This window comes from Marinomonas shanghaiensis, assembly GCF_003259175.1.
Taxonomy (GTDB): domain Bacteria; phylum Pseudomonadota; class Gammaproteobacteria; order Pseudomonadales; family Marinomonadaceae; genus Marinomonas; species Marinomonas shanghaiensis.
Genome location: NZ_QGOK01000024.1, coordinates 49,684 through 74,566 on the forward strand (window position 1 = coordinate 49,684; position 24,883 = coordinate 74,566).

Annotated in this window: 18 protein-coding genes; 13 read left to right on the forward strand and 5 right to left on the reverse strand. The window is 44.4% G+C overall.

The features are described from left to right. Window positions 1–89 precede the first annotated feature (89 nt). A complete protein-coding gene (gene uvrA, locus DKT73_RS17430) occupies window positions 90–2,912 on the reverse strand; it encodes an excinuclease ABC subunit UvrA (protein WP_111639796.1) in 2,823 nt (940 codons plus the stop codon). A 157-nt stretch (window positions 2,913–3,069) separates the two neighbouring features. Here uvrA and DKT73_RS17435 point away from each other — a divergent pair, with 157 nt between their 5' ends. From DKT73_RS17435 to DKT73_RS17465, 7 genes are all read left to right on the forward strand, one after another. Further along, window positions 3,070–4,428, forward strand: coding sequence for an MFS transporter (locus DKT73_RS17435; RefSeq protein WP_111639797.1), 1,359 nt, complete (start codon window positions 3,070–3,072; stop codon window positions 4,426–4,428). Window positions 4,429–4,467: 39 nt separating this feature from the next. Then, the gene (ssb, locus tag DKT73_RS17440; RefSeq protein WP_111639798.1) at window positions 4,468–5,199 is read left to right on the forward strand and encodes a single-stranded DNA-binding protein; all 732 of its coding nucleotides are present in this window, start codon (window positions 4,468–4,470) and stop codon (window positions 5,197–5,199) included. 388 nt (window positions 5,200–5,587) lie between these two features. Continuing rightward, window positions 5,588–9,994: a P-loop NTPase gene (locus tag DKT73_RS17445; RefSeq protein ID WP_111639799.1), complete on the forward strand. Its 4,407-nt coding sequence runs from the start codon at window positions 5,588–5,590 to the stop codon at window positions 9,992–9,994. Window positions 9,995–10,998: 1,004 nt separating this feature from the next. Further along, window positions 10,999–11,577, forward strand: a complete 579-nt coding sequence (smrA, locus tag DKT73_RS17450) for a DNA endonuclease SmrA (protein ID WP_111639800.1) — start codon at window positions 10,999–11,001, stop codon at window positions 11,575–11,577. Window positions 11,578–11,745: 168 nt separating this feature from the next. Further along, window positions 11,746–14,673, forward strand: a complete 2,928-nt coding sequence (locus DKT73_RS17455; protein ID WP_111639801.1) for an insulinase family protein — start codon at window positions 11,746–11,748, stop codon at window positions 14,671–14,673. Window positions 14,674–14,757: 84 nt separating this feature from the next. Further along, window positions 14,758–15,867, forward strand: a complete 1,110-nt coding sequence (locus tag DKT73_RS17460) for a 1-acyl-sn-glycerol-3-phosphate acyltransferase (RefSeq protein WP_111639802.1) — start codon at window positions 14,758–14,760, stop codon at window positions 15,865–15,867. A gap of 17 nt (window positions 15,868–15,884) precedes the next feature. Next, on the forward strand, window positions 15,885–16,637 hold the full coding sequence (locus tag DKT73_RS17465) for a lysophospholipid acyltransferase family protein (protein ID WP_111639803.1): 753 nt from the start codon (window positions 15,885–15,887) through the stop codon (window positions 16,635–16,637). Between the two features lie 72 nt (window positions 16,638–16,709). Here DKT73_RS17465 and fabB read toward each other — a convergent pair whose 3' ends face one another. Both fabB and fabA read right to left on the reverse strand, forming a co-directional pair. After that, the gene (gene fabB / locus DKT73_RS17470; protein WP_111639804.1) at window positions 16,710–17,924 is read right to left on the reverse strand and encodes a beta-ketoacyl-ACP synthase I; all 1,215 of its coding nucleotides are present in this window, start codon (window positions 17,922–17,924) and stop codon (window positions 16,710–16,712) included. Window positions 17,925–17,950: 26 nt separating this feature from the next. After that, window positions 17,951–18,466: a 3-hydroxyacyl-[acyl-carrier-protein] dehydratase FabA gene (gene fabA / locus DKT73_RS17475; RefSeq protein ID WP_111639805.1), complete on the reverse strand. Its 516-nt coding sequence runs from the start codon at window positions 18,464–18,466 to the stop codon at window positions 17,951–17,953. A 298-nt stretch (window positions 18,467–18,764) separates the two neighbouring features. On the opposite strand from fabA, the gene DKT73_RS17480 reads away from it, so the two are divergent. Then, window positions 18,765–19,661: an alpha/beta hydrolase gene (locus tag DKT73_RS17480; RefSeq protein WP_111639806.1), complete on the forward strand. Its 897-nt coding sequence runs from the start codon at window positions 18,765–18,767 to the stop codon at window positions 19,659–19,661. A gap of 80 nt (window positions 19,662–19,741) precedes the next feature. On the opposite strand, the gene DKT73_RS17485 is transcribed toward DKT73_RS17480, so the two are convergent. Continuing rightward, window positions 19,742–20,722, reverse strand: a complete 981-nt coding sequence (locus tag DKT73_RS17485; protein WP_111639807.1) for a polyprenyl synthetase family protein — start codon at window positions 20,720–20,722, stop codon at window positions 19,742–19,744. A gap of 281 nt (window positions 20,723–21,003) precedes the next feature. Between DKT73_RS17485 and rplU the strand changes: the two genes are divergently transcribed. From rplU to DKT73_RS17510, 5 genes are all read left to right on the forward strand, one after another. Then, complete coding sequence (gene rplU / locus DKT73_RS17490) at window positions 21,004–21,312, forward strand: 50S ribosomal protein L21 (protein WP_111608655.1); 309 nt, start codon at window positions 21,004–21,006, stop codon at window positions 21,310–21,312. Window positions 21,313–21,343: 31 nt separating this feature from the next. Then, entirely contained in the window at window positions 21,344–21,601 is a 258-nt protein-coding gene (gene rpmA / locus DKT73_RS17495) for a 50S ribosomal protein L27 (RefSeq protein ID WP_111608656.1), read from the forward strand. A gap of 109 nt (window positions 21,602–21,710) precedes the next feature. After that, window positions 21,711–22,901, forward strand: a complete 1,191-nt coding sequence (cgtA, locus tag DKT73_RS17500; protein ID WP_111639808.1) for an Obg family GTPase CgtA — start codon at window positions 21,711–21,713, stop codon at window positions 22,899–22,901. 26 nt (window positions 22,902–22,927) lie between these two features. Continuing rightward, window positions 22,928–24,052 carry a glutamate 5-kinase gene (gene proB / locus DKT73_RS17505; RefSeq protein ID WP_111639809.1) on the forward strand — a complete coding sequence of 375 codons (1,125 nt, stop codon included), beginning with the start codon at window positions 22,928–22,930 and terminating at the stop codon, window positions 24,050–24,052. Window positions 24,053–24,064: 12 nt separating this feature from the next. Continuing rightward, complete coding sequence (locus DKT73_RS17510; RefSeq protein WP_111639810.1) at window positions 24,065–24,427, forward strand: diacylglycerol kinase; 363 nt, start codon at window positions 24,065–24,067, stop codon at window positions 24,425–24,427. 85 nt (window positions 24,428–24,512) lie between these two features. Here DKT73_RS17510 and rpsT read toward each other — a convergent pair whose 3' ends face one another. Then, window positions 24,513–24,776 carry a 30S ribosomal protein S20 gene (rpsT, locus tag DKT73_RS17515; protein ID WP_111608659.1) on the reverse strand — a complete coding sequence of 88 codons (264 nt, stop codon included), beginning with the start codon at window positions 24,774–24,776 and terminating at the stop codon, window positions 24,513–24,515. Between the last annotated feature and the right edge of the window lie 107 nt (window positions 24,777–24,883).

Below are 24,883 nucleotides of genomic sequence, written 5' to 3' on the forward strand. Positions count from 1 at the left end.
TTTTACATCCAAAACGTTAATTAAGATATAAAAAAACACCCGATATAATGCGCTTTCATCGGGTGTTTGTGTTTGTTTAATAACAATAGCTAATTTAGCATCAGTTTCAAGAATCGACCGGTATGAGAGCGTTCAGCTTGGGCAATCTCCTCAGGGGTTCCTTCAGCGATGATGTAGCCTCCGCCACTGCCTCCTTCCGGACCTAAGTCGACAATCCAATCGGCCGTTTTTATCACATCAAGATTATGTTCAATCACCACAACCGTATTGCCATGGTCTCTTAGTCGATGAAGTACTTTTAATAACTGCTCAATATCGGCAAAGTGTAAGCCTGTCGTCGGTTCATCCAGAATGTAGAGCGTTGTGCCTGTGTCTCTTTTGGATAACTCTTTGGCGAGCTTGACGCGCTGAGCTTCACCACCAGACAAGGTGGTCGCCGCTTGACCTAGACGAATATAGCCTAAGCCTACATCCATTAAGGTCTGCAACTTTCGAGCGATAGAAGGCACAGGGTCAAAGAAATCGCGTGCGTCTTCGATGGTCATTTCAAGGCATTCGTGGATATTCTTGCCCTTGTAGTGTATTTCTAAGGTTTCACGATTATAACGTTTTCCTTTGCAGGTATCGCACGGAACGTAAATGTCCGGTAGGAAATGCATTTCTACTTTGATCACCCCATCGCCTTGGCAGGCTTCACATCGACCTCCTTTCACGTTAAAGCTGAAACGCCCTGGTTTGTATCCTCGTGAACGAGATTCCTGTGTTCCTGAGAATAGCTCCCTCATAGGTGTGAAAATACCAGTATAAGTGGCAGGATTTGATCTTGGTGTACGGCCAATTGGGCTTTGATCAATATCGACACACTTATCGAATAAATTGAGCCCTTCAATGCGTTCATGTGGCGCCGCTTTAAGGGTTGTTGCGCCATTAAGGGCTGTAGCGGCAAGCGGGTATAAGGTGCCATTGATTAACGTTGACTTGCCTGAGCCGGATACGCCAGTAATACAGGTCATTACCCCAACTGGGATTTTTAAATCCACGGTATTTAGGTTGTTGCCTGTTGCGCCAATGAGAGTTAGAAATTGCTTATCTTTGGCCTTGTGTCGAATGGCTGGTATTTCAATTTTGCGCTTGCCCGTTAGGAATTGTCCCGTTACGGATTCTGGGCAATCCATGATGTCTTGAGGTGTGCCGCTGGCGATAATTCGACCGCCATGAACGCCAGCACCTGGACCGATATCAACGACGAAATCAGCAATTCTGATCGCGTCTTCGTCATGTTCGACCACAATGACGGTGTTGCCCAAATCTCTAAGTCTGGTTAATGTGGCAATGAGTCGCTCGTTGTCTCGTTGGTGTAAGCCAATTGAGGGTTCATCCAGTATGTACATAACGCCGACAAGCCCCGCGCCTATTTGGCTGGCAAGTCTTATACGTTGCGCTTCACCGCCGGACAGTGAGTCCGCTTTACGATCAAGAGTTAGGTATTCCAAGCCGACATTCACTAGGAAGGTTAAGCGATCGCGAATCTCTTTGAGGATTTTGGACGCTATTTCTCCGCGTGCTCCTGGTAACTCAAGTGTCTCAAAATATTTTAAGCATTCTGCGATCGGGTAGGTCACCACTTCTGGTAGCGTTTGTTCAGCAATAAAAACATTTCGTGCTGATCTATTGAGTCGTGACCCGTGGCAATCTGGACAAGGCTGAATACTGATGTATTGTGAAAGGTCATCGCGTACGCTGTCAGATTCTGTCTCATGATAGCGGCGTTGTAGATTGGGGATAACACCTTCAAACGCATGGGCGCGAGTCATTTTATCGCCACGTTCGTTGATGTAAACAAAATCTATTTTGTCTTTTCCTGATCCCTGCAGAATGCGTTTTTTGAACTCATTAGGGATGTCTTTATACTTTGCCTCTATGTCGAAGCCATAATGCTTGGCGAGGGCGCTCAATTGCTGATAGTAAAAAATACTGCGTCGGCCCCAGCCGCGAATTGCACCTTCCGCTAAGGTTAATGTTTCATCTTGAATGATTCGTTCAGGGTCAAACATTTGATGTGTGCCAAGGCCATCACAGGTCTGGCAGGCGCCATTAGGGTTGTTAAATGAGAATAGGCGAGGTTCCAACTCAGTCAAACTGTAGCCGCACACTGGACAGGCGAATTTGCTGGAAAAAATGTATTCCTCTTTTTCATCATCCATGTTGATGACTTTCGCGATGCCATCAGATAAGCCAAGACAGGTTTCAAACGATTCCGCTAAGCGCAATTGCAGGTCAGAACGCACTTTGAAACGATCAATGACCACCTCAATGGTGTGCTTTTTGTTTTTTTCTAAGGTGGGTGCATCATCAAGATCGACAACAATGCCATTGATCCTAGCGCGGATGAAACCTTTTGAGAGTAAATCGCTGATAGTATGTAGGTGCTCGCCTTTACGATCCTTTATAATAGGCGCAAGCAGCATCATCTTAGTGTCTTCTGGTAGCGATATAACTTTATCGACCATTTGTGATATGGTTTGTGCCTCTAGCGGTTCACCATGATCTGGACAGCGAGGTTGCCCTGCACGAGCAAATAGCAATCGTAGATAATCATAGATTTCTGTTATTGTACCGACTGTTGATCGAGGGTTATGGGACGTTGATTTTTGTTCGATAGAGATAGCAGGGGAAAGGCCTTCAATGTGGTCTATGTCTGGCTTTTCCATCATCGACAAAAATTGTCGAGCGTAAGTAGACAATGATTCTACATAGCGACGCTGACCTTCCGCATAGAGTGTATCGAACGCAAGAGAGGATTTACCCGAGCCGGATAGGCCAGTAATCACCACTAGTTTGTCTCTTGGTATGTCTAGGTCCACATTTTTTAGATTGTGAGTGCGGGCCCCGCGTATGGTAATGGTATCCATGAGTCTCCAATGTGAAGTCGATCAACAGAAAGTAATCTGCTAGTAAATTAAATAACTGTCTATTTTTACAGTAGTTGAAATGGAGCTTCAACGGTATTTTTTGTAAAATTGACAATCTTTTTTCTTAATACCCAAGTTAAACGGTTTAAACCACTTTATGGATCTACTCGAACGTCGTTCAGTTCTTGCTTTAGCGCTGATTTATTTGTTCAGAATGTTGGGCTTATTTCTCATCATGCCGGTGATCAGTGTGGCCGCAGATGGGCTGACTGGTGCGGATGCTGCCTTAATTGGTACGGCAATTGGCATTTATGGCCTGACTCAAGCGAGCCTGCAAATCCCGATGGGTATGTGGTCTGACAAGATAGGCCGCAAACGCGTCATCATCATCGGGCTGCTATTGTTTGCCGTAGGGAGTTTGATTTGTGCCAATGCAAATGACATAACGACTTTAATCGTTGGGCGAGCGGTTCAGGGAGCCGGCGCGATTGCGAGCACCTTGATGGCATTATTAAGTGATGTGACAAGAGAGCAAAATCGCACCAAGGCTATGGCCATCGTTGGCATTAGTATCGGCGCTTCGTTCATGTTGTCTTTGGTTTTAGGGCCTTGGATTTTTGCTTTAGTTGGGCTTTCAGGGTTATTTTATTTATCCTTTGCACTCTCTTTACTGGGCATTGCCTTGATCATTTTTGCTGTGCCGAATATCGTTCAGCATACTTTTCGACGGGACACCACACCCAGTCTTCAGGCGTTAGGGTTGGTGTTAAAAGATGCAAAATTACGCTTCTTAAATGTGAGTGTGTTGTTGCTGCACGCAAGTCTGACGGCACTTTTTGTCACTGTGCCAAACTTATTGATTCAGCAATTTGCATTGCCCTTGTCACAACATAGCTGGCTATACTTAGCCATCATGGGTTTTGCCTTCGCAGGTATGTTACCATTAGTGATTATTGCTGAATCAAAAGGTAAGACAAAAGCCGTCCTGATTGCCGTGATGGTATTGTTGGGTTTAAGCTCGATATTGTTGCAATGGGCGCCTTATTTATGGGTTTTTGGGCTTTTATTGTGGGTTTATTTTGTCGGTTTTAACTCCTTAGAGGCCGTGCTGCCATCGCTTCTTAGTAAGTTGGCACCTGTCGGTTATCGCGGTACGGCAATGGGCGTGTTTTCTACCCATCAATTTATGGGGTCATTTTTGGGGGGTGTTGGTGGCGGTTGGCTGCTTCAGCATCACTCGAATAGCGGTGTCTTTTGGGTGGTTGGTGTGGTGTTTTTGGCTTGGTCGCTGGTTTGCGCCGTTCAGCCTGCACCGCGTCAATTGAGTAGTTTGGCGTTTAGCCTGCCCAATATGACGGATGAAGAAGTAACGAAGTTGGCGGATCAACTTTCTGAAATCCAAGGAGTGGAAGGTATGCAAATTTTTAAAGATGAGCAAACGGCTTATCTGAAAGTCGATAAGAAAGTATTAGACAAAGAAGCTCTGGTGCGTCTGGCACCACAAGTGCGTCTTTAATTAAACACTATTCTGTCTTTATAGTTGGAGAAAAACGTCATGGCACGTGGAATAAACAAAGTAATCTTGATCGGTAACGCAGGCAACGATGCCGAAGTGCGTTTTATGCCGTCCGGCGCCGCCGTTGCAAACGTTAACTTAGCAACAACAGAGAGCTGGCGTGATAAACAGACCGGTCAAATGCAAGAGCGTACCGAATGGCATCGAGTGTCTTTTATGGATCGCGGTAATTTTCGTCTTGGTCAAATTGCCGGCGATTTTATCAAGAAAGGCTCTAAGGTTTATGTTGAGGGTTCATTACGTACTCGTGAATGGGAAAAAGACGGCATTAAGCGCTACACCACTGAGATCGTTGCGAATGAAATGCAATTGCTAGATGGCCGTGGCGATAATGCTGGGCAGCAAGGTGGTGGTTACGACTCAATGCAAGGTGGCGGTTACAGTAGCGCACCACAACAGTCTGCACCTCAGCAAGGTGGCTATGGTCAAGCGCCCCAACAAGCTGCGCCGCAGCAGCACGCACCACAAGGAGGCTTCAACCAACCTCAAGGCGGTTACGGCCACGCACCACAGCAACCGGCTCATCAGCCAGCAGCGCCTCAAGCGCAACCGCAGTCTTTTGGTAGTTGGGGAAATGCGCCACAGCAAGCGCCCGCTCAAGCGGCACCACAGCAACGTGCACCGCAGCAGCCAGCACCACAACGCGCTCCTGAACCAAAACCTCAGCCAGCACCAAACTTTGATGACTTCGACGATGATATTCCGTTTTGACGTAAGACATAGAATGTAAAGAAATGCTTCAAAAGCCTGCAAGTTGCAGGCTTTTTAGTTTTATGAAAGAGATAGAGAAGAAGAGTTAATACTTCTATTTCCTTGGTTGATTGGCGAAAGTAGGCAGAAACGAATCTAGAAGGCTAAGGGCATTTTGAGATAAGGAAAATCAATAATGCTGATTCTATTGGTCAAAGTGTTTTTTATTCAATTGTTTGATCGGTAATAGAAAGAGTTCTCTTATTTTAATGAAGTGTTATATTAACGAAGTCAGATATATTAAAAGCTAATATCTAAGTACGATCACTATGTTAAGAAAAATGTCTAGACTGAGACTAGTCCCCGACGGCTAAAAAATCACAACAATAGATTAATGGGTAAGAACAGTATGGAAATTGAAGCTATCTACGAAGAGCTACATGAGGCAGTCAAGGAACAATGTGCAGCCAGTGAATTTCATTTGAAGAAAAAGCTGTCGGGAAAATCAGGTGACTCTGTTTACTTATGTGACATCACTATCAGTAGTCCGCCCTATTCTGGATTTGCTATCATCAAATATAGTACTAGTCGTCCTGATTACTCTAAAAATGAATATGGTTCACACCAACTTGCAGTTGGTGCATTGCCTGAATTTGCTGCCCAGCATATTCCCAAGTTGATCAAAAAAGTAAATAGTAATAATAAGTCTGCGTTCATTATGTCCATTGCAGGAAGTGGACTTGGGCTAACCGAAGAGTTAGCAAGTCTTACACATGATACTCAGACGAAGACCATGTGTCTTGTATCGAACTTGCTGCTGGATCAGTGGCATACAGGAGGCATAGCAGAAGAATGTTCGGCACAAACCGTTCTGTCTAACTGGCTTGACTACCGTATTAGCGATCAAAGTACGCTACCTAATCTATTGCAAAACGTGTTATCTGTCTCGCCTCAAGTAGAGTCTTTTTATTTGGCAAACAGGTCTTTTTCCAACCCCTATTACTATGCTAAATGTGGTGACTTACCTCTCAGTGGAATGAAGTTAAGGCCTCTGGAAGGATACATGCACGGTGATTTGCATGGCCATAACTGTTTGTATGGTGGGCATAACAAGCGTAAGCAAAGTGTATTTTTGATTGACCTTGAACAGTTTAAAGCACAAATGCCTTTGTTTTTTGACCAGGCCTACCTTGAATTTTCATTGTTGCTTAATAATCACGCAGAGGTATCTGTGCAGGAGTGGACTAGCGTCATTGATTTGCTGAGCGATATTGAGGAGTGCGAAGAATCAGATGTTATTGATCTGAATGGTGAAATGTATGCCAGAGTGCGTCAGATTCAGACCTTTCGCAAAAGTATAAGAACGTGGGCAACAGAGCACTATGATCACAGAATAGAAGATGTGTATACACAGTTGATGCTGGCCAGAGTCGCCGTTGGTCTTAATTTCGCGAATAAAGGTCGTCTTGCGGATGTCGAAGCACAGTCTAACAAAATGAAGGTGTTCGCATTCTTATATGCCGCAGAAAATTTGAACTACCTACTCAAATTCAAAAAGCAAGATGTACGTGAGCCGCAAGTAATCGCAAAACCTACTTTTTTTACGGCCATAAAGGATGAAGGTGCCATCAAAACAATCTGGAGTGAATGCGATTATTTCAATCGTCACAAGGCGAAATATGCACTTCTGGCTGGGGATGAATTGAGCCGCTTGTCCGCCAGGGACTCCGAGTTGTTGAGTTCACTGCCCTGGAATCTGGTATTCGATTTTGACACTCGGCGTGACGGTATTCTTGGAAGGTCACAGCAGCGCTTGTCAGAAAATACCGCTTGGAAGCATTACTTCCCTGAGCAAATTGAAAAAGAACTTGAAACTGACATCCTTATTTGGCTAAGCGTGAACGGCCATCAGCTGGATAGTAGTTCTATGTATAGCAGCTTTAGAGATTGGCGTAGGGCAGTAATTAAGAAGTTGAGGGTATTAAGTGAGGAGTTTGCTCGGCACACTTCCGTGCTACCGGTTAATTTGGTTGTGATAGCAGGTGAAGAGGATGCTAATAAAGTTGAGCATATTATCCAAGTGCTGGACGAAAGTTTGGGAGATAAACTTAAAGTCATTGTGATTTGTAGTGATGAGGCTGAGCAGCAAGCGTATCAAGAGCTTGGTGAGAAACTTGGGTTAGATGATATAACGTGCTTACAGTGCAAGGCTCCAAGTTTTGTCCGAAGTATCTCTCAATATTACAGTCTACCTACTCAGGGAGACAAAGTGTTAATTCCGATGGCAAACACGTGTAGTAATGAGCCTTTGAAAATAGAGGTGCCCAAAGAGGTTTATGCCGCCAGCTCTAAATGTGTGACTATTTTGCACCCAGGTCTGGTAGAGGAAAAAACAGACATTGGTCAGTTCCACAAAGGGCATCAGATTTCCTGGGCTGAACTGGAGCAAAGCCTTGCAATCGATATGTCCATTGATAGTGAGGTAGAAAGGCAGGCCGTGGCTGCGCTTAAGAAAAATAGTTATGAGAAGTGCACAATTTACCACCAACCCGGAACTGGAGGCAGTACTGTTATCAGAAAGGTTGCGTGGCGGTTAAAAGATGACTGGCCAGTTTTGATGGTAACAAGAAACAGTACCAATATACATGAATATGTGGAAAAAATTTCTAATCTCACAAACCTGCCGATACTAATTGTTGTCGATGGTTCAATTTTAAACTCAACCGAAAAAGACAAGCTCGTCAACGAATTAAAAATACGAGGAGTCAATCATTTATTACTGGAATCTGAGCGTGGTTTGCACACATCTAAGAATAAACATAGTTCAGTATTAACAGTGCCCTGCCCACTTGAGAGTAAAGATGCCAATATATTCTATGGATGTTACAAGGAACTTTCAGCTCAATCCAGACATTCAGCGTTAAAAGCGCTCACGTTTGAAACGAGCATGCTTGAGTATCGACAACCATTCTTTTATGGCTTTTTTACTTTTGAAGAAGAATTCAGGAGTGTTGAGAGTTTTGTTGTAAATTCTATAAAAGAGCTCTCCGAAGACAGAAAGCAGTTGTTGTTGTGGGTGTCTTTAATCACGCGTTACAGTCAAGAAATCCTGCCCATTACCTTCTTAAATGTCATGTTGGGGAAGGAATCAACAAGTGTGTTCAGAATTAAAGAGGAATTTGGGCCAAGTGCCGCACCACTTTTTTTGGTTCAGAATCGTTCGGTGCGCGTTATCCATCCCGTTATAGCCGAGCAACTGATTATAAAACTACTGGGTAAGAATGAATCACTTGACTATCCCGGGAAGTTGCAGGACGCCTGTATAAAGCTAGTCGATAGTCTGGGCAGCACTCGGCTTCGTAATGAAGACAAAACAGGTCAAATACTGCAAGGGCTGTTTATTTCCCGTCAGTCCGGTGGAAATCAGGATAATGTTGGCAAGGCGAGATTTTCTGAACTTTTGAAAGAAATCGACAGTACGAATAAGCAGCACAATGTGCTTAAACATCTGTGTGATATATTTTCGGAAGAGGCGCATTACCTTAGTCATTTTGGCAGACATATTAACTATGATGATGATCGTAATAGTGCTGAAGCTATCCCCTATTTTGAGGAAGCGATTGGGCTGGACCCTGAGAGTGAAGTCCATTATCACGGCCTCGCAATGGTATACAGCAATCTAGTGCATACTACTATTCGCGATATTAGGAACAACCGATTATCACAGCAGGGGACTCGTATTAGGGCGACTGATGTCATTGAGCGTATATCGGATAACTATGAATCATCCAAGGAGTATTTTAAGAGGGCATATCACCTCAGTTGGAAGTCTGAACATGCTCTGGTTTCTTATACAAAGCTAATCCAGAAAGCGGTAGAGGCTATTTATTTGCAGAGTAAACCGGTTGATGCCGCAAACAGTGAATACAAATATTGTGACTTCTTGACGCAAAATAATACAGCATCGAGGTGGTGCCGTGAAGCGTTGGAGGAAATGGAGTGGGCAGTTGCAGAGCTGAAATATTTGCAGGCCGAAAATGAAGTTTCGCACCATGCTGAGAAAACTATATCAACTGTACCGAGATTTTATGATGACAAAGCTAGCCTGATTGAGGGATTGTCGAGCTTGATAGCTTCCCACAACGACATAGATCATTCAAATACACGAAGACTGTTGGCAAGTACTTACTTCAAGGTACATGAAGAATTGGAGCTTTCTACTAAGAAGTTGAATAAAGTTGTAGAGTTAATGGAAAGTAATATTACAGGTAGTAGTGGAGACGACCGAGATATTAAATACTGGTTTCGAGCTTATCGTATGTTACCAAGTTTCTCTTATTCTGAGGCGATAGACAAAATTGAAACTTGGGAGCGTTTAAGAAAGTCGATACAGGCTTCATACTACCTTTATATATTACACTATTTTAGCTACGAGCAAGGTGTACTTACTAGTCAACAGAAAGCAAAAGACTATATTGAAAAATGTAAGAGAAACATGCCAATTTCAACGACAAGTAAGAAGTCGTTTGAATGGGTCTCTTCGGATATGAAGAAAGCACTCCAGCTAGTTAACTCTAATGAGCTCGGCAAATGGGATGGTTTTTTTGAATATACTAAAAAATTAGGCAGAGTCAAAGGTATGATTCTTTCGGTGGAAAACCATGTTAAAGGTACGATTCGTATTAATGGATTTGAAGCGTTTTTTGTACCTAAAAGTGAGTTTACTACGGATGATGTGAATACTGAAGTCAGCTTCTATCTTGGTTTTAGCTTCGAAGGACTTAGGGCTTGGAAAGTGGAAAAAACTAAAGGCTAAATTAGTCTCTACTTGTTGTCGTAACACGATGAAAAGCTTCTCTTTTTGCGCCTTTTAATCGTTAACTTTCAAAAAAATTGTTTACATTCTACAGTAAAGTAAAATGCAGTTTGCAGCGAGCAATGATCATTACGTTTTTTTAAGATGTGTATCCTAGTAGTCCTGTTTTGGTAGCTGGGGCAATGCACCTCAACAAGCGCCAAACTTCGACGACGATATCCCGTTTTGATCACGTATAGTTTAAAAATGTACATTTTGACTTCAAAGCCTCGTATACACGGGGCTTTTTTTGCTCTGATAAATATAGGTTGGTCTCTAGTCCAACATCAAACTACGCATTTTAAGGCGTAGGGCAGTATGAGCGAGGTACGAGCGTAATCGACCGTTCTGAAAGCAATAAGAACGGTCGTAATAGCTTCTTTTATTTCTCGCTTTTAATTGTGTCTGGCGAAAAATAAGAAAATGGTCGTAGGCCAGCCTCAATACCAATTTCTTGGCATCCTGAATCAGAAATATTTAAATTTATCATGTTAGAGCTAGGTAAGGTTCATAAACTCAGTGAGTCTTGGCAATGGTTGGAACAAACAAAGCCCTATGTAGATGGTCTTATGGATCTTACATCGACTACACCTTTAGAAGCATTGTGTACTTCAGATGGGACTGTTGGTGTTTATGAGCATGCAAAGGCATACAGTAGCTGGAAACTTTCTTTACCAGAATAAAGTTAAATTCGGAGTGAGTGCAGTTTTTTTAATCACACTTTCCCTGTTCTATTTCCTTATCGTCTTTTAACTTACCTAAGATGCCAGATAACGTGTATCTGTAAAGTGCCGTCATGTCACTATGCTGCTATAATTCGCTTATATTAAGGTATGCAGGCTACTAAGACAGGTTGAAGTGACTACGAACTGAAAAGTAAAAAATGTGTGTGGGCTCTTTCGGGAGCCTTTTTCATACTTGGTAGTCTTAGTATGCATGGTGAATTGGTTTTGAGGTGAGTGACTATGGATGAAGATGAAACGTCTTTGTTTGCTCAAGAGGTGGCGGGTATCAAGCCGCTTGAAAAAAGCGAAGTATATCTAGTTAAAAAAGGCCCTATGGTCGACTTTGTTGCTCGCCAACAAGCGGCGATGATCGCGAAGGAAGCTGACAGAAATCATTTGTCGCAAGACTATGTGGAAAAAGTGGAGCCCAATGATGTGCTTGAGTATAAGCGTTCTGGCGTGCAAGATGGCGTATTTAAGCGCCTTAGGCAGGGAAAGTATGGTATCGAAGCGCGTTTAGATTTGCATCGTCATACGGTGGCTCAAGCACGGGAACACGTCTATCAATTTACAGATGACTGTATGCGTCATGATATCCGCGTTGCTATCATAGTGCACGGTAAGGGCGATCGTACGCCAGACCCAGATAGCCAGGCGATGATCAAAAGTCATATTAATAAATGGCTCAGAGAGTTAGATGCTGTGATGGCGTTTCACAGTGCACAGCGGCATCATGGTGGCTTGGGGGCGGTGTATGTGTTGTTTAAGAAAACAGAAAAAGCACGTTTAGATGATTGGGAAAAACACCAAAAGCGTTAATGCTTTGTGTGGTGTGAAATGGGCGTGTCTACGTTAGTTCGTGCAGTAAAAGCCATATTTTTGCTATAATCCCGCCACTTTGCTGTCTTGGACTTATGTTGTCTTGAGTGTACCCAAGCTGCCCCAAAACATTGTAATGATCGTATTCTAATTCTATCGAGGTAGAGAATGGCAAATAGCACCGCGCACCACCCTGCGTTTATGTTTCTTCGCAGTGAGTATATCGATGCTCTTAACGTTACCGTTCAAGAGTTTGAGCACACCGTAACGGGTGCTAAGCATTTTCACATCGCGTCTGAGAATGACGAGAATGTCTTTTTAGTGGGCTTAAAAACGGTTCCGATGGATTCGTGTGGTGTCGCGCATATTTTAGAGCACACCGTGTTATGCGGCTCTGAGCGTTTTCCTGTGCGTGATCCCTTCTTTATGATGATCCGTCGTTCGTTAAACACCTTTATGAACGCGTTTACCTCTTCTGATTGGACGGCTTATCCCTTCGCCAGTAAGAATAAGAAAGATTTTAACAACCTATTGGATGTGTATTTGGACGCGGTGTTCTTTTCGCGTTTGGATGAATTGGACTTTTCTCAAGAAGGTCACCGCTTAGAGTTTGCCGAGCCTGACAATGCTGAGTCAGAATTGACCTTTAAAGGTGTGGTATTCAATGAGATGAAAGGCGCGATGAGCTCAACCACATCCGTGTTGTGGCAAACGCTGACCAAATATTTGTTCCCTAATAATACCTATCATTTCAACTCTGGTGGCGAACCGACCGATATTCCAGATTTGTCTTATCAAGATCTGTTGGCGTTTTATCGAACTCATTATCATCCTTCTAACGCTGTGTTCATGACCTTTGGTGATATTCCAGCTGAAACATTACAGGCCGAATTTGAGGCGAAAGTCTTGAATCGTTTTGAACGTTTGCCTGTTGAAGATCAAGTGAGCGTCCCGAATGCCAAGCGTTATTTCTCTCCAGTGCGTGTAGAAGAAGGCTATGCTGCAGACGAAGTGAAAGAAGATGGCAGCCATGTGGTCGTGGGTTGGTTGTTGGGGGAAAGTACTGACTTAAACCAACAGTTCGAGGCGCAATTATTGTCTAGTGTTTTATTGGACAACAGTGCGTCACCTTTATTGCGAGTATTAGAAAATAGCGATCTTGGTCGTGCACCTTCACCGATGTGTGGTCTTGAAGACAGTAATAAAGAAATGAGCTTCATGTGTGGCTTGGAAGGCGTTAAACGAGAAGATGCGCCTAAAGTTGAAGCGTTAGTTTTGTCGACACTAGAAAGTATTGCTGAAAAAGGGGTGCCACAAGACATGGTGGACGCCATGTTGCATCAATTAGAGTTGAGTCAGCGTGAGATCGGCGGTGGCAGTTATCCTTACGGTTTGCAATTAATATTGGCCGGTTTGTCGACGGCTGTTCATGCGGGTGATGTGATCGCTCAGCTTGATCTGGACCCTGTTATCAATGCAATGCGTGAAAAAGTTCAGGACCAAGACTATATTCCCAACTTGATTAAAACTTTGTTGTTGTCGAACGCGCATCGAGTGACGTTGACATTAAGCCCTGATGCTGCACTTGAAGCTCGTCGCAATCAGGCGGAAAAAGATCGTTTAAGCAAGATAAAGGCAGCCTTGTCGGATGTCGAAAAGCAGCAGATTATTGCTCGCAGTGCCGCTTTGAAAGCACGTCAGTCTCAAGTGGATGACATGAGTATTCTGCCTAAAGTGGGCTTAGAAGACGTGCCTGCGCGTTTGCCAGAATATGAGCATGAAAAAGTAGCGGGTGAGTTGCCAATTACTTTTTATCCGCAAGGTACGAATGGTTTGGTTTACCAGCAATTGGTTGTAGACCTACCCGCATTAGACGAAGAAGAAACTGAGCATTTGCCTTTGTTCTCTTCGATGATGACAGAGCTGGGGATTGGTGGAGCGGATTATCTTGCGGTTCAAGAGCGTCAAGCTCAGGTCTGTGGTGGTCTAGGCGCGTCTAATTCTATTCGTGCTACGATTGAAGATCGCCAAGCATTAAATGGCTATTTCATTTTGTCTTCTAAAGCCTTAGTGCCTAATGTGAAAGCCATGAGTGAACTGTTGAAAGACACTATGCTTAATGTGCGTTTTGATGAAGTCAGTCGAGTGAAAGAGCTGGTGGCGCAACGTCGCGCTCGTCGTGAACAGTCCATTACAGGTCAAGGTCATTCGTTGGCTATGACTGCAGCCTCAAGTGCGATATCTGGGTTGGCAGCACAGCAGGAAAAATGGAGTGGCATGTCAGGTATTCGTGCCGCCATTGCGCTGGATGATGCGATAAAAGCGGATATTAAAACCGCCGAAAATATTTTGGCGATTTTTAAACGCTTACATGAGAAATTATTGCAAGCGAATAAGCAGCTTCTGTTGGTAGCAGAGCCTCAACATGAGGCTACTGTATTGCAAGAGGTTCAGTCTGTTTTTGCCGATTTGCCCGTTGGTAGTGCTCAGACCAAGTTTGCGATGTCTGCGGTTGATGCGAAAGTGAATGTTGCTTGGCTGACCTCCACGCAGGTCAGTTTCTGCAGTAAAGCGTTCCGAACCGCGTACGGTGATCATCCTGATGTGGCGGCTTTGACTGTGTTGGGTGGCTTTTTGCGTAATGGCTTTTTGCACCGTGCAATCCGTGAACAAGGTGGGGCCTACGGTGGTGGCGCAACCTTTGATGGCAGTACTGGTTCGTTCCGCTTTTATTCTTATCGTGATCCTCGTTTAACAGAAACCCTGTCTGATTTTGACGCTTCTATTGAGTGGGTATTAAACGAAACGCACACGGAAGAGGCCCTTGAAGAAGCCATATTGGGTGTGATTGGCTCTATGGATAAACCCGGCTCTCCAGCAGGCGAGGCACAAAGCGACTTCTATGTGTATTTGCACGGTCGTAGTTTGGCTTATCGAGAGGCATTCCGCGCTAAAATTTTGGCGGTAACGATTGAGCAATTGAAGCAGGTTGCTAGAACATACTTAACAAAAGAGAATGAAAATATTGCTGTCGTGACCTCCACGTCTAAACGTGGAGAACTTGAAGCATTGGGTTTTGATATTCAGACTTTGTAAAAAACACTGAAGCTTGTGTGTATTGTTGTCCACAGGCTTCATTTAATAACAAAAAACAAAACAGTTTTACTGACGGAAAATTAAATGGATCAGTTTCACGATATACGCCCCTATAACGACGATGAGGTCGCCGAGGTGCTGAATAATCTGGTCGAAACACCAGATTTTATTAATACCATTATTGGCTTTCGTTTTGCCCAATGGCCTAAATTTTTACGTGCGCCTTTGGCTTTTTGCGTTAAATTGGCGCTTAAACGTCAAATTGCCAATATATCAAACGTTCATGCGTTTCAAATGCGCGTCGCTAGCTATATGGAGCGCATGATAAAGACCACGACAACGAATGTTGAGTATCGTGGTATCGAAAAGTTAGAAAAGGGTGTTGGTTATTTGTTTTTGTCGAACCACAGAGACATTGCGATGGATCCAGCGTTTGTTAACTATGGTTTGTATTTAGCAGGACTGGATACAGTGCGTATTGCCATTGGTGATAATCTATTGCGTCGTCCTTTTGTGTCCGATCTTATGCGTCTGAATAAAAGCTTCATCGTGAAGCGTTCAGCGAATGGTATCCGAGAAATGATGGCGGCCTTTGGGCAATTGTCTGCCTATATTTCTGATTCGCTCATGAAAGATCAGGCTAATATTTGGATCGCTCAAAAAGAAGGTCGGGCCAAAGATGGCTTGGATCAGACCGATCCTGCCATTATTAAGATGTTCTTTATGAGCCAGAAAAAAGAAAAGATCCCATTTTCTGAGGCCATGGCGAATTTGAAAATTGTTCCGGTTTCTATTGCTTATGAGTACGATCCATGTGCCTTTGATAAAGCGCGTGAATTGCATCAAAAATCGACAACCGGCTCTTATGAAAAAGCCGAATTTGAAGACATTGATAGTATTAAAAATGGCATTGTTGGTCAAAAAGGTAAGGTAGTTGTTACTTTCGGTGATGTGATCAAAGATGAGTTTGAGACGCCGGAAGCGTTTGTGGCGGAAGTAGACCGACAAATCATTACCAACTATGCGATTCAGTCTACTAATAAAGCGGCGCTTGCTTTGCAGCAGGGCTTACCTTCAAGCGACAGTGCGTTTTCGAATTACCTTGAGCGTTGTCCTGAAAATCTAAAAGACACTGTGTTAGCAATGTATGCAAATCCATTGAAGCAGCAACAAAAATACCTCAATGAAGAGTGATAGGGAGTAATGGGTTAATGAGTATAGGAGCGTCTTTACGATCTTGGGTCGGCTCAACAATATTCTCCATTTATTACATGGTATCCACCATTATATTTGGTGTGCTTGCGCCTTTTGCGACGGTTTTATTGCCAAAAAACCATCGCCAACCTGTTTTAAATTTGCACAATAAAGGTTTGTTGTTTATTTTTCGTGTGTTTTGCGGTGTAAAAGTCGAGATTATTGGTTTGGAGCATATCAATAAAAGTCGTCCTGTTGTGCTGGTGGCAAACCACCAAAGTGAATGGGAGACTTATGTGCTGCAAGTGCTGATGGCGCCGGTTTCAACGGTATTAAAGAAAGAACTGTTGTCAGTGCCTTTTTTTGGTTGGGGATTGCGGATGGTGCAGCCTATTGCGATTGACCGTTCACAGCGTACCAATGCTTTGAAGCAAATAATCAGTCAAGGCAAAGAGCGTTTAGACGATGGCCGATCTGTATTAATTTTTCCTGAAGGGACTCGAATCGCGCCAAATGAAGAGCAAGCCTTTAATAAAGGTGCAGCGATGCTGGCGACATCAGCAGGTGCGCCCATTCTGCCGGTGGTACACAACGCAGGCTATACTTGGCCCGGTAAACGTTGGCGTAAATTTCCAGGGTCTATTCGAGTGGTTATTGGGCCGGTTATTGAATCAGAAGGTAAAAAGACATCTGCCTTGCATGACGAGATGGATGCTTGGATGCGTGCTGAAATGGCAAAGTTACCAAAAGGAAATGATTTTTTGTTTTAGAAAAGTCATGAGCTAAAAACTGAGTATAAAAAAAGCCGCATCACTGGATGCGGCTTTTTTATTGCTGAAGATTTATGCAGAGTATTTTTTGAATACTAGGCTGGCGTTTGTACCACCAAATCCAAAGCTGTTAGACATAATCATGTTCAAATTCGCATTATCTTTGCGAGTGGTCACCACAGGGATGTTTCCTGCGGCTGGATCCAACTCATCAATGTTGGCTGATGCCGCGATGAAGTCGTTTTCCATCATTAGCAAGCAGTAGATTGCTTCATGAACGCCAGCAGCACCTAAAGAGTGGCCAGATAGAGATTTTGTTGAGCTAATTAATGGAATTTTGTCGCCAAATGTTTCATTAACCGCTTGCAGTTCTTTCATGTCGCCAGCAGGTGTACTTGTGCCATGAGTGTTTATGTAGTCAATGTCGCCATCAATCGTACTCATTGCCATCTGCATACAACGCACCGCGCCTTCACCAGAAGGAGCAACCATGTCGTAACCATCAGATGTTGCACCGTAACCAACTAGTTCAGCGTAGATTTTAGCGCCACGTGCTTTTGCGTGTTCTAATTCTTCAATAACAAGCATGCCACCGCCACCGGCAATAACAAAGCCGTCACGATTCGCATCGTACGCACGAGAAGCTTTTTCTGGCGTATCGTTGTATTTTGAAGATAAAGCGCCCATGGCATCAAACATACAAGTTTGAGTCCAGCTCTCTTCTTCTCCACCGCCAGCAAAAACGATATCTTGTTTGCCAAGCTGGATTAGTTCCATGGCATTACCAATACAGTGTGCACTGGTAGAGCAAGCAGAGGTGATAGAGTAGTTAACGCCTTTGATTTTAAACGGTGTCGCCAAACAAGCAGAAACAGTGCTGCCCATTGTTTGAGTGACGCGGTATGGACCAACACGTTTAACGCCTTTTTCACGTAGTGTGTCTGCAGAATCGACTAGGTTTTTGGCAGATGCGCCGCCAGAGCCAGCGACTAGGCCAGTACGAATGTTGGATACTTGGTCTTCGGTTAAGCCAGAATCTAGAATAGCTTGTTGCATAGATACGTAAGCATAAGTGGCAGCATCGCCCATAAAACGGCGAATTTTGCGGTCAATACTTTCAGCATCTAAATCAATACGACCACAAACGTGACTACGAAAGCCATGTTCTTTATAGTCTTCAGCGAAACGAATACCAGACTGACCTTCACGTAAGGAGTTTAGAACGCTCTCTTTGTCATTGCCTAGGCAGCTGACAATGCCAAGACCTGTTACTACTACACGACGCATAAATGTGCCTCTTTCATTCTTAATCTTTAGAAGTTATCAGTTGAAGTGAATAAGCCTACACGCAAGTCTTTTGCGGTGTAAATTTCACGGCCGTCAACTTTCACACTTCCGTCTGCAATTCCCATCACCAACTTGCGCTCGATAACGCGTTTCAAGTTGATGTGAAAGGTAACTTTTTTCGCTGTTGGAAGGATTTGTCCAGTAAATTTCACTTCACCAGAACCGAGCGCGCGTCCGCGGCCTTTGTTGCCTTTCCAGCCAAGAAAAAATCCTACTAGCTGCCACATCGCATCTAAGCCTAGGCAGCCAGGCATAACTGGATCGCCAGGGAAGTGACAGGCAAAAAACCACAGGTCAGGATGTATGTCTAGCTCAGCAATAATTTCGCCTTTGCCGTATTCCCCGCCTTCAGTCGAGATGTGAGTAATGCGATCCATCATTAGCATATTGCCAACAGGAAGTTGGGCATTGCCTGCACCAAACATTTCACCGTGGCCGCATTTTAATAGTTCGTCTTTTTCAAAAGATGAAGCTGTAGTCATTATAGTCCTATATCCACATCCAGCCGATGACTTAAAATAGTCTGGCGGATTGTCGTGGTCCAGTTTGCAGTAGAAAATCCAACTGATTATATCGGTTTGAAACCCTAATATGAATGTTTGAACGGAAAAAAACCAAATTACCTGCATGAAAAGTGATCATTTTCACCTCGTTTCTGGTGTTTGGTCGCTCAGATTGACCTAGTGGGGAGGTTTTGACGAGATTTGTTCATGAGATTTGCTGTGATTTTTTCTGTTAAGATGTTTTTTTCGTGATGTCTTGGTCGTATTGAGTGCCCTTATGAATTCAAAAAGAAAGCTAAATTTGTCCCCTTGGCGGTACGAAGTGGGTGACGGTTATATTCAAGGATACCATGGGCCAGTGGACGCACATCAGCCAACGATTCATTTTTTGCATGGTAACGGCTTTTCTGCAAAAACCTATTTATGTTTTTTGGAAAAACTAACCGGTTATAATTTGGTTATGCAAGATGCTGCAGGTCATGGCGAGTCAACCGCTGGAAAGTCGTTTATTGGTTGGAATGCCACAGCCTCTCGATTTGTTGAGTCGCTCAAGGCACAGCGTGCGGTGCTGCCAAAAACGGAATGGATTGGTATGGGGCACAGTTTTGGCGGTTGCATGACCGCACTGATGGGAGAGCAGGACGCCACTCTGTTTGACCGTTTGATCTTGTTGGATCCTGCGCTTTTTCCACCGCGCTTGATTTGGATGATGCGCGGCGTCAAGTTGGCAGGTTTAACCAGTCAGATTCCATTGGCTAAGCAGGCTAAACGACGACGTACCCAGTGGGAAAGCTTTGCTCAAGTAAAGGGTAGCTTTTTTGAAAGAGGGACGTTTAAAGGGTGGGAGCCTGCTTGTCTTGAAGATTATATAGACTCTGCCATTAAATGCGATGAAAGAGGGCATTATCAATTGCGTTGCCCGTCTTGGATGGAGGCGGCTATTTTCTCAAGCTATCCTAAAGGTTTGTGGCGTGCTATTTCGAAAATTACTGTGCCGACCTATATTATTCAGGGTAAAGATACCTTTGAGTACTTTAAAGAGGCTTATCAATTAGCGGCAAAACTCAATCCAAACATCAGCGTGATCGAGGTTGAAGGTGGGCATTGCTTTATGCAGCAGGATTCGTCTTTGTCTGCTCAGGCTGTAATGAATGTATTGAATAAAGTCATATAGGTAGGTCGCATACAGAAAACCAAACACCTAATTTATGGTATCTGTGTTGGGTTTTCTGCATACGTTTATTTTAGCGTTCGCTAGTTACGGCGTTTCACTGAGGCGTTCGCAAGTGCGATAAGAGCCAGCTTGTAATCAGATTCTGGTAACGGCGCAATGGCTGCAATGGCAAGATCGGCCTGTTCTTGGGCTTTTTTCTGCGTATATTCAATGGCACCACAGTTTTGTACGTCATTGATAATGGTGTCTAGCTGTTCGAGTCCGCCAGTGAGTATCGCTTGTCTTACACGCTCTACGGCATCCACAGGGCCGTGTTTCATGGTAAAAATGAGTGGTAAGGTGGGCTTGCCTTCAGCAAGATCGTCGCCAACACTTTTGCCCATTTCTTCTGCTGTGCTGGTGTAATCCATTACGTCATCAATGAGCTGAAAAGCCGTGCCGACATGCATACCAAACTGCCTTAACGCGTCTTGATAGACAGTGCTTGCGCCAGCAATGACCGCACCACAGAGCGCGGCTCCTTCAAACAATTTAGCGGTTTTGTACTGAATAACTTTTAAATAGCTTTCTTCTGTCGTGTCTGGGTCGCCACAATTGATAAGTTGCTGAACTTCCCCTTCGGCAATAATATTGGTCGTTTTGGCTAAAATACTCATGCACTGCATGCTGCCAACATCGACCATTATTTGAAATGCACGCGAGTACAGAAAATCGCCTACCAAAACACTGGGGGCGTTCCCCCATTCTTCATTGGCGGTTTTTTTTCCACGACGCATGTCTGACTCATCGACCACGTCGTCATGTAGCAAGGTGGACGTGTGGATAAATTCAATAATGGTTGCCATGCGAATGGCTTGTTCGAGCGTATTTGAGTCGAGCTCTGCACTCGCTTTTGCCGCTAATAACACCAATAGTGGCCTGAGCCGTTTTCCACCATTGCTAATGATGTAGTAGCCGATTTGCTCTATGAGTGGGATGTCACTACTAAGTTGTGACACAATATAATCGTTCACTTGGCCAAATTCATTGGCCACAACATCATGTATTTGTATAGGTTGCATGCAATTTCCGAAGCTAAATAGTCTCAAGCTGATCAGCAAGTGTGCCTCATGCTAGGTAAGGCTTGTGTCAGGGTCAACCCACATTGCGAAAAATGTATAAAGAGATTGCTTTTAGCTTGTATTAGGTGGTGTGATTTTGTACAATCTTGCGTCCGATTTACCCACATTTTGCTCCCTATCATATGGTTAGCGATTTCTGTCCGATTCGGTCAGAGGTTTTTGCCACTAGAAGTAGGTCAAATTCAATTTCAGTAGCCGGGTAAATCTCATTGGAGAAGAACATGTTTGCAGTGATCAAAACTGGCGGTAAGCAATACCGTGTAGAAGAAGGCCAAACCCTTAAGGTTGAGAAATTAGCTGTTGAAGAAGGTGGCGCGATTCAATTCGATGACGTTCTTCTTGTATGCAATGGCGACGACATTAAAGTTGGTGCACCAGTTGTAGAAGGCGCGAAAGTAACAGCTGAGGTTGTTGCTCACGGTCGCGGAGACAAAGTGAAAATTTTGAAATTCCGTCGTCGTAAGCACTCTATGAAGCGTATGGGTCATCGTCAGTGGTTCACGGAAGTGAAAATTACTGGCATTAACTAAGCGCTAACTATTCAAATTTAAGGAGTAAGTCATGGCTCATAAAAAGGCGGGTGGTAGTACTCGTAACGGTCGCGATTCCGAGTCGAAACGATTAGGTGTCAAACGTTTTGGTGGTCAAGTTGTGATCCCAGGTAACATCCTTGTTCGTCAGCGTGGTACTCAATTCCACCCTGGTGTTGGTGTTCAGATTGGTAAAGATCACACTTTGTTCGCTGTTGCTGAAGGCCAAGTGAAGTTTGAAGTGAAAGGTAAGTTGAAGCGTCGTACAGTTTCTGTCGTAGCGGCTTAATTGCTTACTGAAAAACTTAAAAAAAGCTCCGCGACGCGGGGCTTTTTTTTTGGAAGAATTCTATAATCAGCGTTTGTTGATTCTGATAATCCACCGACGAGGTGTATCTGTGAAATTTGTTGATGAAGCCAGTATCTATGTAAGAGCGGGTAAAGGCGGTAATGGAGCGTTAAGCTTTTGGCGCGAGAAGTTCGTGGCGAAAGGGGGTCCTGATGGGGGTGATGGCGGTAATGGCGGCAGTGTCATACTGGTGGCCGATGAAGCTTTAAACACGCTGATCGATTTTCGTTTTACGAAGAAATACATTGCGGAAAGCGGAGAGGGCGGTCAAGGTCGAGATATGACTGGCGCCAAAGGGGCAGACCTTGAGATTAAGGTGCCTATCGGCACGACTGTCATTGATGAGGACACAGGTGAGACACTGGGTGATCTTGTTCGTGACGGGCAGAAATTAAAAGTTGCTCAAGGTGGTCATCATGGTTTGGGGAATACTCGATTCAAATCCAGTACGAACCGTGCGCCACGACAGACTACAAAAGGGACTATTGGTGAAGAGCGTACGCTGAAGCTAGAGATGAAAGTCTTGGCGGACGTGGGCTTGCTAGGTCTTCCGAATGCAGGCAAATCGACGTTCATTCGTGCGGTGTCTTCTGCTAAGCCAAAAGTAGCGGATTATCCGTTTACCACCTTGGTGCCTAACCTTGGTGTGGTCAAAGTGAAGAAACATCAAAGCTTCGTAATTGCCGATATTCCAGGAATCATCGAGGGGGCATCTGAGGGGGCGGGTCTTGGTATTCGCTTCTTGAAACACTTGGTGCGTAACCGTATTTTGTTGCACATCGTGGATTTGGCGCCTTGGGATGAGATCACGCCAGCGGAAGCGGCAGTGATTGCAGTGAACGAATTGCATCAGTTCAGCCCAGCTTTAGCGCAGCGTGATCGTTGGTTGGTTTTGAATAAAACGGACATGGTGCCAGAAGATGAGTTGGAAGAGCGTTGCCAGAGCGTGATTGATGCGCTTGGATGGCAAGGTAAAGCTTACCGAATCTCGGCTATATCAGGTGAGGGGACAGAAGTTCTGTGTCTTGATTTGATGACCGCACTGGATGAGAAGCGTGAGTTGTTAGCGGAAAGTGCTGAGGCGCGTGAGAAAGAAAAAGCCATGCGGACCTTGATAGACGAAGAAGGTCGCAGTCGTATTATGTCGTTGCGTGAGAAGCGTCGTAAAGCAGGTTTGTTGCTTGATGACGACGACTTTGACGAAGATGACTACGATGTGGAAGTGGAATACGTTAGCTAATCTGATTGGTGGGAATAAGTAGTATCATGGAAATGCGAGAAAAAATAGCGAAGGCGCAGCGTGTCGTTGTCAAGATAGGCAGTGCTTTGTTGACAAACGATGGCCAAGGATTAGACGTCGCTCGAATTGGTCTTTGGGTTGCGCAAATTGCACAATTGCGATCACAAGGTAAGGAAGTTGTTTTAGTGTCCTCTGGCTCTATTGCGGCAGGTATGAAGCGCCTTGGTTTTTCTTCTCGCCCCACGCAGGTTAATGAGTTGCAGGCGGCTGCCGCCGTTGGTCAAATGGAGTTGGTAGGTGTTTATGAGTCTCATTTTGAAAAGCATGGCTTATGCACAGCGCAAATTCTATTGACCCATGATGACTTATCCAATCGTCGACGCTATTTGAACGCACGTTCTTCGTTGCGAACTCTGCTTGGTTTTGGTGTTGTACCCATAATTAATGAAAATGATACTGTTGTAACTGATGAAATTCGCTTTGGTGATAACGATACCTTGGGTGCTTTGGTTGCCAATCTGATCGAAGCCGATGTGTTGATTATTTTGACCGATCAGCAGGGATTGTTTAATAAAAATCCGCGCGACCATAAAGATGCAACATTAATCTCGCATATTTCAGCTTCAGACGATCGTTTGGAGTCTATGGCGAGCGGTGGTGCGGGTGTGTTGGGCAGTGGCGGGATGTTGACTAAGGTACGGGCGGCGCGTCTAGCGGCGCGTTCTGGTGCGGATACTTTGATTGCCTCTGGGCGAGAGAAGGACGTGATCGTACGTGTTGCTTTGGGTGAAGTGTTGGGTACTTGGTTGCAGCCAGAGCATGGTCGAGTAGCGGCGCGTAAGCAGTGGTTGGCAGGGCATTTGAAAAGTCGTGGTGCATTGATTTTAGATGATGGTGCGGTGAAGGCTTTACGCCAAGGCGGTACTAGTTTGCTGTCGGTTGGTGTCAGAGATGCGCAGGGCACTTTTTCACGTGGTGATATGGTAATTTGTGTGGATCTACAAGGTGGTTTGGTTGCGCGTGGTTTGGTGAACTACAGTGTCGCTGAAACCTTGAAGCTGCTGGGTCAGCCTTCGTCTAATATCGGTGAAATTTTGGGTTACAAGGGTGAGCCTGAGTTAATTCATCGCGATGATTTGGTCATTATTTAAATAGAGGTTGTCATGGCAAAGCCAGGTAAAGTAGGTCTAGACCGTGTGTTGAGCGCTGCAAAATATTCTTACCAAGGTTTGCGTGCTCAATGGAAGCATGAGGCGGCATTCCGTCAAGAAGCGGTTTTGTTTTTGATTTCTTTGCCCTTTGCTATTTGGCTTGGTGATACTGGCCTTGAACGTGCTGTGCTGATTTTTTCAGTGGGTTTGGTGTTGATTGTAGAGACGCTTAACTCAAGTGTTGAGGCGGTGGTCGATCGAATTAGTAGTGAACATCATGAATTGTCTGGTCGCGCGAAAGATTTGGGTTCAGCGGCTGTTATGCTGGCTCTGGTGTTGGCGGCGGTCGTTTGGCTGGTGGTTTTGTTTGGCTGATGTCTGCAGTGATGTGCTTAGGCGATTGGAAATCACAAATAAAAGACATAAAAAAAACCGGCATATGCCGGTTTTTTTATAGGTATTAGGCCAGTGCTTTGATTTTAGCACTCAAGCGGCTCTTATGACGAGCTGCTTTGTTTTTGTGATATAGGCCTTTGTCAGCGGCTTTGTCTAGCTTAGAAGTTGCTAGAACGTAAGCTGCTTGTGCGTCAGCTTGATTGCCTGCTTCGATAGCTGCATCTACTTTTTTCAAGTATGTGCGAACCATTGAACGAAGGCTACCATTGTGAGCGCGGCTTTTGATTGCTTGGCGCGCGCGTTTTTTTGAACCGGCGGAATTTGCCACGGTCTGGCTCCTTTAATTTTGGAATAAGTAATGACACAGCACTCTGCTGTGTCATGAAATTAATGTCAAGTTTTAACTTTGAAATCTCGCGGCGGATTTTACCAGTT

Coding starts and splice junctions, on each gene's coding strand:
- uvrA (WP_111639796.1), bottom strand. CDS start 2,912: ATGGATACCATTACCATACGCGGGGCCCGCACTCACAATCTAAAAAAT.
- DKT73_RS17435 (WP_111639797.1), top strand. CDS start 3,070: ATGGATCTACTCGAACGTCGTTCAGTTCTTGCTTTAGCGCTGATTTAT.
- ssb (WP_111639798.1), top strand. CDS start 4,468: ATGGCACGTGGAATAAACAAAGTAATCTTGATCGGTAACGCAGGCAAC.
- DKT73_RS17445 (WP_111639799.1), top strand. CDS start 5,588: ATGGAAATTGAAGCTATCTACGAAGAGCTACATGAGGCAGTCAAGGAA.
- smrA (WP_111639800.1), top strand. CDS start 10,999: ATGGATGAAGATGAAACGTCTTTGTTTGCTCAAGAGGTGGCGGGTATC.
- DKT73_RS17455 (WP_111639801.1), top strand. CDS start 11,746: ATGGCAAATAGCACCGCGCACCACCCTGCGTTTATGTTTCTTCGCAGT.
- DKT73_RS17460 (WP_111639802.1), top strand. CDS start 14,758: ATGGATCAGTTTCACGATATACGCCCCTATAACGACGATGAGGTCGCC.
- DKT73_RS17465 (WP_111639803.1), top strand. CDS start 15,885: ATGAGTATAGGAGCGTCTTTACGATCTTGGGTCGGCTCAACAATATTC.
- fabB (WP_111639804.1), bottom strand. CDS start 17,924: ATGCGTCGTGTAGTAGTAACAGGTCTTGGCATTGTCAGCTGCCTAGGC.
- fabA (WP_111639805.1), bottom strand. CDS start 18,466: ATGACTACAGCTTCATCTTTTGAAAAAGACGAACTATTAAAATGCGGC.
- DKT73_RS17480 (WP_111639806.1), top strand. CDS start 18,765: ATGAATTCAAAAAGAAAGCTAAATTTGTCCCCTTGGCGGTACGAAGTG.
- DKT73_RS17485 (WP_111639807.1), bottom strand. CDS start 20,722: ATGCAACCTATACAAATACATGATGTTGTGGCCAATGAATTTGGCCAA.
- rplU (WP_111608655.1), top strand. CDS start 21,004: ATGTTTGCAGTGATCAAAACTGGCGGTAAGCAATACCGTGTAGAAGAA.
- rpmA (WP_111608656.1), top strand. CDS start 21,344: ATGGCTCATAAAAAGGCGGGTGGTAGTACTCGTAACGGTCGCGATTCC.
- proB (WP_111639809.1), top strand. CDS start 22,928: ATGGAAATGCGAGAAAAAATAGCGAAGGCGCAGCGTGTCGTTGTCAAG.
- DKT73_RS17510 (WP_111639810.1), top strand. CDS start 24,065: ATGGCAAAGCCAGGTAAAGTAGGTCTAGACCGTGTGTTGAGCGCTGCA.